Origin of the sequence: Pedobacter heparinus DSM 2366, assembly GCF_000023825.1 — a bacterium.
GTDB classification, from domain to species: Bacteria; Bacteroidota; Bacteroidia; order Sphingobacteriales; family Sphingobacteriaceae; genus Pedobacter; species Pedobacter heparinus.
Genome location: NC_013061.1, coordinates 4,637,780 through 4,651,237 on the forward strand (window position 1 = coordinate 4,637,780; position 13,458 = coordinate 4,651,237).

General features: G+C 43.9%; 7 protein-coding genes. 1 reads left to right on the forward strand and 6 read right to left on the reverse strand.

Annotated elements, in window-relative coordinates; genetic code table 11:
• Positions 1 to 2: 2 nt before the first annotated feature.
• From PHEP_RS19275 to PHEP_RS19290, 4 genes are all read right to left on the reverse strand, one after another.
• Entirely contained in the window at positions 3 to 2,759 is a 2,757-nt protein-coding gene (locus tag PHEP_RS19275) for a glycoside hydrolase family 2 (protein ID WP_015809665.1), read from the reverse strand.
• A 66-nt stretch (positions 2,760 to 2,825) separates the two neighbouring features.
• Entirely contained in the window at positions 2,826 to 4,088 is a 1,263-nt protein-coding gene (locus PHEP_RS19280; protein WP_015809666.1) for a glycoside hydrolase family 88 protein, read from the reverse strand.
• Between the two features lie 6 nt (positions 4,089 to 4,094).
• On the reverse strand, positions 4,095 to 7,445 hold the full coding sequence (locus PHEP_RS19285) for a DUF5107 domain-containing protein (RefSeq protein WP_015809667.1): 3,351 nt from the start codon (positions 7,443 to 7,445) through the stop codon (positions 4,095 to 4,097).
• A 42-nt stretch (positions 7,446 to 7,487) separates the two neighbouring features.
• A complete protein-coding gene (locus PHEP_RS19290; protein WP_015809668.1) occupies positions 7,488 to 8,840 on the reverse strand; it encodes a sugar porter family MFS transporter in 1,353 nt (450 codons plus the stop codon).
• 189 nt (positions 8,841 to 9,029) lie between these two features.
• Here PHEP_RS19290 and PHEP_RS19295 point away from each other — a divergent pair, with 189 nt between their 5' ends.
• Complete coding sequence (locus PHEP_RS19295) at positions 9,030 to 9,914, forward strand: AraC family transcriptional regulator (RefSeq protein WP_238326513.1); 885 nt, start codon at positions 9,030 to 9,032, stop codon at positions 9,912 to 9,914.
• A gap of 9 nt (positions 9,915 to 9,923) precedes the next feature.
• Here PHEP_RS19295 and PHEP_RS19300 read toward each other — a convergent pair whose 3' ends face one another.
• Together PHEP_RS19300 and PHEP_RS19305 are read right to left on the reverse strand one after the other, a co-directional pair.
• Complete coding sequence (locus tag PHEP_RS19300; protein ID WP_015809670.1) at positions 9,924 to 10,643, reverse strand: SGNH/GDSL hydrolase family protein; 720 nt, start codon at positions 10,641 to 10,643, stop codon at positions 9,924 to 9,926.
• Between the two features lie 23 nt (positions 10,644 to 10,666).
• Complete coding sequence (locus PHEP_RS19305) at positions 10,667 to 13,441, reverse strand: glycoside hydrolase family 2 (protein ID WP_015809671.1); 2,775 nt, start codon at positions 13,439 to 13,441, stop codon at positions 10,667 to 10,669.
• Positions 13,442 to 13,458: the final 17 nt, after the last annotated feature.

Below are 13,458 nucleotides of genomic sequence, written 5' to 3' on the forward strand. Positions count from 1 at the left end.
AATTACTCTTTTATCAGTTGCTCCAGATCGCCAGTACTCAGCGTTACTGCCGGGTTAAATTTATTACTGCCCATATATTGCTCCAGACTGTACCTTAATTGCCTGGCCGCCGGTCTTTTTTCCAGGTTGGTAGTAATATCCATAGAACAGATGATGAGCTGCCCCTTTCCAACTCTGGCCTCTACAATATTGGCCATTTTTCTGTTCTTGTAAAAATTATCGATGATCCTGACAATCGGATCTACTGCCGGAACGGAATCCAGAATCATAGTTTTGGATGCCGTAATGAGGTCCCACCATTGCCAGTTGCTGTAAAAGTCTGTTGGAAAATCTGCCAGTGCCGGATGAGCCGGATCGCACAGCAGCCCCATGGTCCCTGGCTGGTTAGGGAAATGGACAGGGCTCCAGAATACAGGAGCGAAACGACCCTGCACGCCATTTATATGAGTAGTATCCGGATTGAGCAATACTTTCCTGCCTTCATTCAGGTGTTTAAGTGCCTGAGATAAAGAAGTGGCGAACACCATATCTTTCGGTGCAGTTCCAGGTTGTTCTGGGTATACCCAAATACTCCACTTATTTTTGCTTACTGTACCCTTGAGCTGCAGCTCTACTATGAGGTGCGTGGCTTTTTTTATGTCTTTTAAACTAAAGTTAATTTTACCAAGGCCAATTCCATTGCCCAGCGGGATATCTTTAGCGGCTAGTGCTCCACTGAACAGTGTCTCTCCTTTATCGTTTTTAACAGTCCATAGCGGTGTAACTTGCTGTAATGCCTTATTACTGAAATTGGCAACCTCGGCATCTGCTTCAAAAATTTCGGCATTGGTATAAGCTGCCTTCGAAAACCGGATTAACGGCACTATAGCTGCAGTATACATACGGTGCTCTGCCGGAGAAACTAAACCTTTACTGTCCCAGAAAGCATCAAGGATGCCTACCAAGGCAGTACCCTGACCAGGGAAATCATGAAGATCCAGCAGTTGAAAGCCGCTTAAGCCTTTAGTTTTAAGGGCTCTTTCAATTTCCTCTTTGTAAAGGCTGGCCGAGAACTTACCACTGGCCAGGGTAAACTGACCAGCTAGCGACAGCATGTTTTTTCTTTGCAGGTCTTTGCTGATGGCCTTGAAATTTACAGGCTCCAGCACACCGGTATACTTTGGTACTTCTTTTAAGTTTGGATAAACGGAGTACTGCCCGATCTCATGCGTAATGGAGGGTACGGGTAAGCTATCTATGGCTTTTGTATAATCTGTAGAGAAATTTGGCGCATAGGTATTGAATATACCCTGTCCGCGCACCCAGCCTTTTTTAGTGTATTGCGTAATGAAATAATCATCTCCTGGTTCTGGCCAGCGGCCATGGTCTTTCTGAAATGTAAAAGTAGTAGTGGTATAAAGGTGACGTTTATCTTTCATTTTTAATTTTTGCAGCAGTTGTGCCAGCCAGCTAAAATCTCCCTGAAGTTCATTACCCAAAGACCACAGACAGAAAGAAGGATGATTTCCGTATTCCGAACTGATCCTTTGGGCCTCTTCTTCAATAAAGCGATTGGTGTTTTTGTCTTCCCCGGTTTTAAGGCTCCATAACGGCAATTCTACCTGTAAGTAAAAACCCAGTGAATCAGCTACTTCAAAAGCTGCTTTTGGCGGACACCAGGAATGAAAACGAAGATGGTTTAAGCCATACGCCTTAGCGGTACCAAACACTTTGACCCAGCCTTTTTTATCCATAGGCGGATGTCCGGTTAATGGAAAAATGTTGCATTCAAGCGTGCCCCTTAAAAATACCCTGCGGCCGTTAACCTGCAGGGTACTGCCCTGGTTTGTAATCTCCCGCAGGCCAAACGTTGTTGAACTTGCATCTTTAAAAGAAGTTCCGCTAATGGTCAACTGTGCTTTTAGCACATAAAGATTGCTGTTGAATTCGTCCCAAAGCAGGGCGTCTTTGCCTAAAGGGATATTGATTTCCTGCCGGGTATCACCGGCGGCAAGATTGACGGGTATGCTACGGTTTGCGACAATCCGTTTGTCTTTTCCGATAACCTGGAGCTGCAATATCCCCTTTTTACTTTGTTTAAGGCCATTTTGCAATGTAGCAATTACATTTACAGATTTATCTTTGAGACGGGGATAGGTTTGCAATGTGGCAATGTTTATTTTGTCCTTTGCCATGAGTTCCATTTTGCCTATTACACCATTCCAGATAATCTGTGTACCATCAGTATAGGCATGGGCCATATTGAGATGGGTCATGTCGTATTGTTTGCTGTTATCTATGCGGATAACAAGCCGGTGCCGGCCTGGCTTTGCCAAAGCACTCAGCTCAAAGCGATGGGGAACACTCAGACTTTCCTGCACCCCAGCCTCCTGTCCGTCAATCCAGACCCTCGTGTTCCAGATCACCCGTTCCAGGTACAGGCTGATGTCTTTATCTTTCCAGTCTTTGGGAATGAGGATCTCCCTCGCATACCATGCCACACCAATATATGTATGTTTTCTGATCAGGTTGATCAAAACATCTTTAACCAGTTTATCTGCAGAGAGGTTATTTGACCTGCCCAGCCCTGCGTCATCCAAAGTTCCGGGTAGTTGGATACGCTGGCTGAATTGCTGATGATACCATTTTTCCTGTACACCTACATTTGCCGAATCCAGTTTAACCTGCCAGGTTCCTTCAAGAGGGATATGTTGCCGGGCCGTGGCACTGCCTGCTGCAAAACACAGGCAGCTGATGCATAACATCCCTAAAAATTTCATCGATATTCGTTTTATTATCATTGTTTGTTCTTTATACTTGGTTCAAATGTTGTACGACAATCCCGATCAGGCGCCCATTGCACGATATCGCATCAAGGCTTCCAGATAATAATAATCCGCATAGGAAACCGGGACATCCACTTCTATATTTCCTGGTACACCTCCTGAAGAATGCATCAGAATAAAACCGCCATTGGCTCCGGCAGCAGAACGGTATTGTGCAGAAGACAGGGACTTCAGCATGGTTTCGGCAATCGTCAAATATTTTTGTGCTGTTGCAGCATCCACATAAGCGGCCAGTTCTATCAGCGCCGAAGAAACGATAGCTGCAGCAGAAGCATCCCTGGGTATTTCCCGATATTTAGCCGGATCATATTTCCATGGCGGGATAAACCCAGGCTGGTTGACATTAAAATCCCAGTAAGGAATCTTGTCTTTGGGCAGGTTGGGATGGTTGATGAAATGCGCAGCCATCTTTTGTGCTGCTTCAAGGTATTTTTTCACCCTCGTTTCCCGGTATACCATGGTAAATCCATATATGGCCCAGGCCTGTCCTCTTGCCCAGGTTGAATTGTCAGAAAATCCCTGCATAGTCTCTTTACTTTTAACCGCACCTGTTTCCTCATCATAGTCTACTACATGATAACTGCTGTAATCAGGTCTGAAATGGTTTTTAAGCGTCGTTTCTGTATGTTTAATGGCAATATCTTTATAAGAGGGGTCGCCGGTAACTTTTGAAGCAAAAAACAAAAGCTCAAGGTTCATCATGTTATCAATGATCACCGGGAAATTCAGCATTCTTTTCCCATCCAGGGACTTGATCTTGTTCCATGATTTGATACAGCCCGTTTTTGGATAAAACCTGGAGACGAGGGATTTGGCAGATTGGACGAGTATATCTTTGTAACGGGTGCTGTCGAGCAATCTGTAAGCATTTCCAAAACTACAGTACATCATAAAGCCAAGATCATGGTTGGCTGTTACATATTGTATCTTTTCCAGGTCCTTTAGCCTTATTTCTGCATCTTTTAACAAAACGCTGTCGCGCGAATATTCGTAGAGGTACATCAGTGAACCCGGATAAAAGCCACTGATCCAGGAATAAGGGCTTGCCGTAGCCAGCTTCCCGTTTTCGAAAGTGCGTGGCAACTGCCCCTGCGGTAATTGCCGCATCATGGTTTTATATTGGGCCACAGATTGCGCCAGAACCTGGTCTGCCAGCTTTAACATCTCTTTTTCAGGCTTAAGGCGCTTCATCTGCCCATGACTGTAATTTACCCCTATCAGGAGAAAGAAAAATAAGAGCGGAAGGTTTTTAAATCGTCCCATTTCCTTTTAAATTAACGCGGGTTCATCTTTATAGCCTGCAGCCCGCAGGTGTACGCTTGCACCAAAGTGCATAGCATCATTTTTTAAAGCAAGTTCAAATTCCTTTTTGGCATTGCTCAGCTCCTTCAGGCCCAATAAACCTAAACCGATCAGGTAATGACAGTGCGTCTTGTTCCGTATATCCAGGTTATCTTCGAAAATAAGGAGATCAGGCAGTGATACCGCAAAATAATCTATTTTAACAACATCATTTAAGTGTGCCCTTCCATAGCTGATCAGGTTTTCAAAGATCATTTTTGCCTTTTCGGGTGCATTGAGCCTCATCCAGGCCAACCCCTGGTAAAAAATTTTGTCGGGTTGCTGATCATTATAAAACATAGCCGCTGATGGTTCTGACAGGCCCTTTACGGCAATATGATAGTGTTCGCGGGCAATATCTTTTTGTCCTAACCCATCGTATGCACAACCCAGCCAGTAAAAAATATCGTTTTCCTGTATACCGTAAAGCTTACCTTCGCCCAGGTTATGCGGATATTCCCGTACCATCTGTAATTTGTCAACAGCCAGCTGATATTCCTGATCCTGTATGTGTTGCTTGGCCATCTCTGTCAGGCTGTAGAGGTACTGGCCCGAAACCTTACCCTCTCCGCCTTCCCAAGGGTGAAACTGCCGGGACATGATCATTGCATAGGCTTTTTCGTACCTACCTGTAAAATTATATAAAGCAATCTGTTCAAGGTAAACGTCGTCTCTTAATGCTACCAGAGCAGGATGTGCTTCAAGTAAATTCAGACGTTCACTTGCCGGGGTATTCAATCTTTTATACAGCTGATCAAGCTCCATAAAAATACGGGCATCTGTCTGATCAAGTGTAAAAGCCTTTTGAAAACATTCCAGGGCTTTACCGGCATCATTTCTTTTGTTAAAATAGGCAATCCCCAAATTGCGCCAGGTTGCCGGAAAAGTATCCTCTCTCTCTATGGAAGATTCCCACATCTTAATGGCCTCATCGTATTGTCGTTTATCATACCATAAATTACCAAGGTAATAAGGTGCTTTGCCATCATTTTCATTCCTGCTCATTGCCGAACGCAACACGGCTACATCTTCTATCCGGTTGGGGAAACAATAATCAGAATTGGCCAGGGCCGCTTTCTTAAAAAGTGATAAAGCCTTTTGCTCCTGGCCCATTTGTACATTAAACCAGCCCAGGTAATAAAATACCATCGGATAGGTATCGGTATCACTTTGGTCCAATGCAAAACTCATCATTTCTATGGCTTCACTGTATTGGTTTGCCGCAGCGTAGTCAAGCGCGTAGGTAATATAGCTGTGCACATTTTGTCTGGACAATCTAAACAGTACATTTAATGCCTTTAAAGCCTTTTCTTCCTGCCCTTTACCCTTATATATTTTAGACTGTTCAAAATAGATGTTCAGGTTAAAAAGATCACGTTCTATAGCAGTCTCAGCAGCTATGGCAGCTTCATCCAGCCGGTCCATTTTTCTGAGCACCATCACTTTTAAGGCCCGGGCCTTATTGTTCCTTGCATTACGGTCTATCGACCATTCAATGTGCTGCAGGGCCTGTTCAAAATCACCACGGGCGGCATCGATCAATGCCAGTGAAAAATAGGCACTATCCTGCCATGCATTGTTCCATGCCGATTTATAAAAGTGATCGTAAGCTTCATCGTATTTGCCCTGAAGCTTTAAACAAAGCCCCAGATTGTAGTAAGGTTCTCCGTCATAAGGATTGGGGTTACGTGAAACCAGGGTCTCAACAGCTTTGCGCAGATAAGGTTCACTTTTATTTAACTGTCCCCTTCTCAAATACCATTTTCCCATCGCATTGTTCACCCGCACATCCTTATCATCGCGGCGTAAGGCCTCTTCATAATAATCAACAGGATTATAAGTGGCATGCCGGTATTGTTCCAGGTGCAGTCCTGTAAGAAAAAGCTGTTCGTTATTTTCTACTTCCTGTGGTGGCAGCGCTGCTTTTGCAGGCTCAGGAATTTCATTTTTCTGATCGGCAGCCGGTTCGTACTTCAGCAGGATTTTTCCTGAGGCATTTGTGATCACCAGCAAAATATCGGTTTCCTCCAGTTGGGTTGGGAGGGCAATTTCTTTTTCAAATGTACTTTCCGGGCTGACATCAAATACCACTGAATAAACCACTTCACCTTTAACAGACAAGCTAACCTTATTTTCACGCTGTACAGATGTTGCAAAAATTTGCAGCCTGGCTTTTTTCCCGGTCCGGGTTAAATTGAGTAAAATATCCTTATTGGCATTCTTTACCACCCCAAGTTCGCGGTAAGGCATAAAATATTGTACAAAAGATTTTTCTTCATAAGGCATCAGCCAGGAGAAATCGGGCTGGTTATCGGTATAAACACCGGTCATCAGCTCTATGTAGGGCCCGTCCTCATCAGTAAGGTTCCTGTCCCAGGCTTTCCCAAAGTCACTATTGCCCCAGGTCCACTGTTTTTTACCCGGCGAGATGTGGTGGCTGGCCACATGTAACAGCCCTGCTTCGGTATCATTTTCATAACCACCCACAAAATCATAATCGGAACGGATGGCCATATAAGAAGTAGGTACCGGAATATTCCTGTATCTGGAGATATCTGTTCCGGGGGCGTAATCAACTTTATAATAAGTACCCGTTGCTATTGGAAAGGTAGAAACGTCACGTTTACCATGGTCAAAAACAGCGTTTACATCAGGCGGAAAAACCGACTGATAATCGTCGTTTACCTTTACCGCAGGGTTTGCCCACCATAAAAATGTTTGCGGCAGACTGGTCCGGTTATACAGTTTCCCTTTAATTTCGAGGTAGGCTTTATCAGGATGTAGGGTAAAACCTGCCATCCCCTTGGTAAGGAACATTTTCTCTACCTCATTAACCCATACCGTTTTACTTCCATCCGCATTTTCTTCAATGGCATAATCAACAGGCTCAAATGTACTCGGACGATGATGTTGAGGCCAGTTAAACTCTATTCCGCCCGATATCCAGGGCCCGCAAAGACCAACAAGTGCAGGTTTGATCACTTGGTTATAATAAATAAAATGACGCTGCTTTATCTTATCATAGGCCATATGTACCCTTCCACCTAATTCAGGAAGGATCATGATTTTCAGGTATTTATTTTCCAGGTAGAGGGCAGTATAACTTTTATCTTCTTTGTCATCATAGATTTTTTCGATCACCGGGTTTGGATAAACAACACCACTGCTGCCCTGATAAATCCGCTTTTCAAAAAACATTGGATTTTTTTCCGGCTTACCCGTTGGATATGTAGGGATACTGACCTGTTCTTCCCAAACATTTACAAATAATTCGCTCATATACAATTCTTATACTAAATAGATGATTTTTTGATGTTCCTGTTAATGTCTGACCAAATCCTGCTCCAGTTCTTCAAGTGTCCTTCCTTTGGTTTCACGCACCTTGGATTTCACAAACAGGAAGCCAAGCAGGCAAATTCCGGCATACAGGTAAAAAGGGCCATAGGTACCCAGTTTTTCTGCAAGGATGGGGAATGTAAATACCAGGATAAAATAGGCCCCCCAAAGGGATACAATCGCAATTGAAGAGGCTACACCCCTGATTTTATTTGGAAAGATCTCTGAAATGAGCACCCAGGTAACCGGTGCAAGTGAGGTGGCATACATGGCTATTGCCAACAATACAAATACAGAAACGATACCCGCTGCAGCATGGCTTTGAAGTAAAAATGCCAGGATAATATATACTACAGACAGGCCCAGGGAACCGATCAGCATCAATGGCCTGCGGCCCAGCTTGTCAACCTGCCACATGGCAACAAGGGTAAAAACAAGATTTACAATGCCAATGGCAACCGTTTCAAACAACTGGCGGTCCAGACTGGCACCCACCGACTCAAATATGGTTGAGGTATAATTAAATACGACATTGATGCCACACAATTGCTGGAATACAGCCAGCGTGATGCCCACAATTACTGCCGGACGCACACCCTTTGCCAATACAGCTCTATAAGATTGTTTTTCTCCCCCTCTAAGGGAAAGCTCAATGTCGTTATAGATGTTCTGTGCATAGGCTGAACTGCCGATCTTGTTCAATACTGCCTTCGCTTTTTCCAAACGGCCTTCTTTAATTAACCACCTCGGACTTTCAGGAAGCCACACCACGCCCAGTAAAAAAAGGAGAGAAGGCACTGCCCCCAGGCCAAACATCCATCGCCAGGCTTCCGGGCCATTGTCTGAAAGTGTATAATTGACCAGGTTAGTGATCAATATGCCAATAACAATGGTAAGCTGGTTAATGGCCACATTCCGGCCGCGGATACTGGCGGGAGAAACTTCCGCAATATACATAGGGCTTAACATTGAGGCCATACCTACCCCAACTCCTGCCGCAAAGCGCATCATTACAAAAATACTGAGCCCGGAAGAAAAGGCCATTCCCAGGGAAGAAAGGGCAAAAATGAGTGCCGCCAGCATCAGGCCCGGTTTACGGCCATAACGGTCGCTTAAATTGCCTGCCATCAGACAGCCAACAATACAACCCAACGCAAGTGAACCGGTAAGAAAACCTTCCCACCAGGCATTAAGCGCAAACTCTACACGTAAAAAAGGAAGTGCACCCGATATAACGGCAAAGTCGAAACCGAACAGGTATCCGCCAAGTGCCGAGATAAATGATATGCAAAGAATATAACTGTTTTTGAAAGTCACCGGTTGCTGGCTCGTGCTCATGTTGATATTTGGTTGTTGGTTGTAGCTGGTTAATCTATAATTCAAAACTAAGATACCTATATAGCAATTGAAATGGGCAATTCACCGAAAAAGATAGATTTTGTTACACTCCATAAAATTTAAAATTCCGCCTCTATAAGCGTTTAAATCAAAAATTTATTATAATTTTAACAAGTAATGGACAATCTTATGAATGTAAGAAAAATCAAGGAGGGCTTCCTCGGGCAGCAGATGATCGTGCTTCCGCCTGATACCAAGAAAGTGGTTACAAAAAATCCACTTATCCGTGGATTGTACCTTACCGCTATCGGGTATTATCCAAAGGCAATCCATCACGACCGCGAACGGAAGACAGGTAGTCAGCAGTATATATTTTTATATTGTACAGAAGGCAGGGGTTATGTCGAGATTTTGAAACAACGGTTTGAGCTGGTGCCAAATACTTACATTATCATTCCCAAAAATATTGCCCATCATTATTGCACCAGTGAATCCGACCCCTGGACAATTTATTGGATCCATTTTACGGGGGAACATGCAGATCAGCTTTATTCCAGGTACGCAAAAGATACAGCACCAGAAGTACAGACCATAGCTTATGATGAACAAAGGACTGAACAGTTTAACCTGATGCTTTCCCTTCTTGAAAATAATTACAGCACAAGAAACATAGAATTAACGAATATAAAGTTGCTCCAGTTCTTATCTTCTTTTATTTACCACGAAGAAATGTATCCTTCTCATTATTCTGTAGATCAGGTTAGCATTTCTATAAAATTCATGAAAGAAAACCTGACAAAATGTTATGCGATACAGGAACTCGCTGCACATTCCAATTATTCGGTTTCCCATTATTCCGATCTGTTCAAGAAAAAGACAGGCTGTTCTCCTATGCAGTATTTTAACCAGCTGAAGATCCAGAAATCCTGTCAGTACCTGTATTTCACCGATATGAACATCAAAGAGATCTGTGTAAAGATCGGTTTTGACGATCCCTATTATTTTTCCAGGATGTTCAAAAAACTGATGGGCTCTTCTCCGGCCAATTACAGGAATATTTATAAAAAGAAATAGCTTAAAGAATTATTTGAAATAACAGAACAACTCATCAGCGATGATCTGATGTCCTTTTTTATTAGGATGGTTACTTTGAGCCATATAATCTTTTAAGTTCTGCCCATTTTTTGCCAGTGCTTTAAATTCCCCAAAACTATCGGACAGGCCGATATGGTATTTTTTTGCCAGTGTAATGAGCTGCTCTGTGTGCTGCTGCAAAGGGTTATCTTCCTGAAGTATATTGGTGCTGATATCTGGAGAGGGTGTAAGCAATATGACCTTTATACCCTTACTCAAAGCCGCCCTGATCATTCTTTCCGTGGCAATTTTCGACCTTTCCAGACCGATCCCCCTGTCGTTTAATGCGTAATCAATAAACAATACATCCGGTCTGTGAACAAGCACCTCATTTTTCAACCGTTTTTGCCCCTGTTCGGAGTTTTCGCCACCAATGGAAGTCGTGATCACATTGATGACCGCAAAAGGATACTTTTGTTTTAATTTAGCCAGTAAGGCATGCGGATAGGCATCCAGGGTGTTGACATCAGGGGTTGCAAAATAACCGGTAGGTACGGAATGTCCGTGAAATACCAGGTTGATGGTATGGTTTTCAGGCCATTTTTTTTCCAGTTCAGCTTTCAGTGCCGAAAGGTAGGTATCAGGAGCTGCGATTTGCTGTGCAGCTGCATGCTGAACGAAAAAACCAGTTAAGAAAAATAAAAAGACAAATAAATGGGGTCTGTTCATAAAATTACAGTTATTGCTTTCCCTTATTTTTTAAAGATCATATCGATCATCTGGGCTGGCACTTCGGTTAAAGGTAAAAATTTATCACTGTTCATGTATGCCTTCAGGCTATACAAAAGTTGCCGGGCCACCGGGCGTTTGTCCAGGTTGTTTTTCAGATCTACTGCCGATACCAGCAGGCTCCCCTTTCCTATTTTAACTTCAAACACCAGGGCTATCTTACGTGGATTGTTCCAGTCGGGGATCATCTGTACCAGTGGCTTAAATGAAAAAGGCATCTGTTCAAGTACCATAGGCTTTGAATTGCGTACAATATCCCACCACTGCCAGTCAGAGTGTTCTGCTGTAGGGAAGTATTTCAGTGCCGGATGCTCCGGGTTACACAAAATGCCCAGCAGGTTTGGCGGCATGCCAGACCATACCGTATTCCATGAAATCCCGGAAAATGCCGGATCGGCATCCGAAAGTATTTTTGAGGTATCGGCCAGCAAAAGCACCTTTCCCCCTTTTTCAAGGTATTGCTTCACTTTGCTATCCCAATGATCAGCAACCATCAGCCCTTTCCTTTCAGGTGAAGGCAATGTTTTAGGATATACCCATATGTTCCAATGGTTGCTGTATGTGGTTCCATCCACGCTAATCGTCAGCACCAGTTTCGTCGCCGCTGTTACCCGATCCAATGGAACAGATAGCTCACCCAGTTCAAAAGGACTACCTACAGGAATATTGCAGCGGTTAAATTGCCCTCCGGCATATAAGCCCCCATCCGGATATTTTAATGACCAGCTTACTGCCGCATTTTCCATACTTAACTTCCCAAAGTTGGCAAACTGTGCCCTGGCCTTAAAAGTCTGGTCATTCGTCCAGGTAAAAGAGGCCGTTCTGAGCAAGGGCACCCGGGCCGACTGAAACCTGCTAAATTCTTTGGCAGTCACATAAGGTTTCGGATCCCAGAAAATATCAACCACACCCACAGGGGCAGTCCCCTGTCCCGGAAAATCATTTAACTGGAGCATGTGATAGCCCCCAAAACCCGGAGTACGTAAATAAGATTCCACTTCCTCCTTTTTCATGATCACCTGAAATTTCCCCGAAGCCCTGGTAAAATCCCCTGCCTGATCCATCAGCTGATGGTCCCTCAACAGCTCCCTGAACAATTCATAATTATAGGGTTTTAAGACCCCGGTATACTTAGAAATTTCACCAAAATCAGGGAACGCACACCATTGGCCGATCTCATGGGTAATCATCGGTTCCTTATTTTTCTTCACATACTCCCCATAATCATACTCTGTATCCAGTGGACGTACATTAAACCGGCTTTTCAGGCCTTCTTTCCAGCGGTGTGGTCTTGCCCCATACAATACATGAAACTGGTTTTCTGCAATCAAGGGATAAGCCGCACTCCCTGTATATAAATGCCTTGGATCGGTCTCTTTCCAGTGTTTAACCTGTTCCGTCAGAAACTCCTTTACCGCCGGCCCAACCATTTCATTTCCTTCACAAAACATAATAAATGAAGGATGGTTGCCATAGGCTTGCAATATCCTGTCGGCTTCTTCTTTTAAGAACCGGTTCACGGCCGCATCTTTCCCTACAGTAAACCTCCAGTCCGGATTTTCTACCTGCAGGTAAAAACCCAACTGATCTGCGGCTTCAAAGGCTGCTTCGGGCGGACACCAGCTATGAAAGCGCATGGCATTTAATCCATAATCCTTGCAGGTCTTAAAAATGCGGAGCCATTCTTTCAGCCTGGTAGGCGGATAGCCCGTCAATGGAAACTCCGAAGAGTTTACCGTTCCCCTGATAAAGGTGGGAATACCATTGAATAAGAATTGTGTTTCCCGGGTAGCCAATGTCCTTATACCAAAATCAAGCGTTTTAGCAGCCCTGCTTAACTGCCCCTCTGCCCCGGCATTTAAGCTTACATTCAACTGGTATAAATTAGGATCAAACTCATCCCACAATTGGATCTGCTCTCCCAATGGAATTTCCGTTGTAAGGGCAATGACCGAATCCTGACCGGAAAATTTTATACGGTGTACAGGCATAGGTTCGGCACCTGCTTTTTTAAGGCTGCAGACAAAAAAAAGTTCGCCTTCTACTTGTTTCTTTGCCGCATTGCTGATCAGTACTTTGGCTGTAGCCGTTTTCTTTTCTGCATGGGGATAAATCTGTACATCGGCAAGATAAATCTTATCATTAGCCTGCAACTGCATTTTCCCGATAATCCCATTCCAGTTTGTTTGGGTTTCCGCACTAATGGCATGGGCATATTCCAGATCATATATCTTTTCATTGTTTACCCTTATCCGGATCTTATTCTTCTTTCCGGGCCGAACAAGCGCAGTGATGGAATAAATATGGGGCACCGAAAGGCTTTCCCTTTTTCCGATGGGTTTATCGTTAATCCATACCCTGGTTTCCCAATGCGCACGCTCTAAGTAGAGTTGGATCTCCTTGTCCTTCCATTCCAGTGGCACAAAAATCTCTTTCTCATACCAGGCTATCCCCTTGTATTCAAATGGCCTTGTCAGCCTGATCGAAGTCATTGCCTGTGTCTGATACCCTTTGCCTGCCTGGTCTGTAGAACCTGGCAAGGTAATGGTCTCTGCAAGTGATGGGAGCAGCTGAACACCATTGCTATTGATACCTGTTTCAAAGGGGTCCAGCTTAAAATGCCAGATGCCCTCTATAGGAAGCACATTTTCACTTATTCCCTGCTGCTGGGCACGGAGTATTGGACTAAATAAAAAAGTTATCAGTAAAAAAAACAACAGGGATTTAAATTTCATCATAATAATGGTTATCGATA

Coding starts and splice junctions, on each gene's coding strand:
- PHEP_RS19295 (WP_238326513.1), top strand. CDS start 9,030: ATGAATGTAAGAAAAATCAAGGAGGGCTTCCTCGGGCAGCAGATGATC.
- PHEP_RS19305 (WP_015809671.1), bottom strand. CDS start 13,441: ATGATGAAATTTAAATCCCTGTTGTTTTTTTTACTGATAACTTTTTTA.
- PHEP_RS19290 (WP_015809668.1), bottom strand. CDS start 8,840: ATGAGCACGAGCCAGCAACCGGTGACTTTCAAAAACAGTTATATTCTT.
- PHEP_RS19300 (WP_015809670.1), bottom strand. CDS start 10,643: ATGAACAGACCCCATTTATTTGTCTTTTTATTTTTCTTAACTGGTTTT.
- PHEP_RS19285 (WP_015809667.1), bottom strand. CDS start 7,445: ATGAGCGAATTATTTGTAAATGTTTGGGAAGAACAGGTCAGTATCCCT.
- PHEP_RS19275 (WP_015809665.1), bottom strand. CDS start 2,759: ATGAAATTTTTAGGGATGTTATGCATCAGCTGCCTGTGTTTTGCAGCA.
- PHEP_RS19280 (WP_015809666.1), bottom strand. CDS start 4,088: ATGGGACGATTTAAAAACCTTCCGCTCTTATTTTTCTTTCTCCTGATA.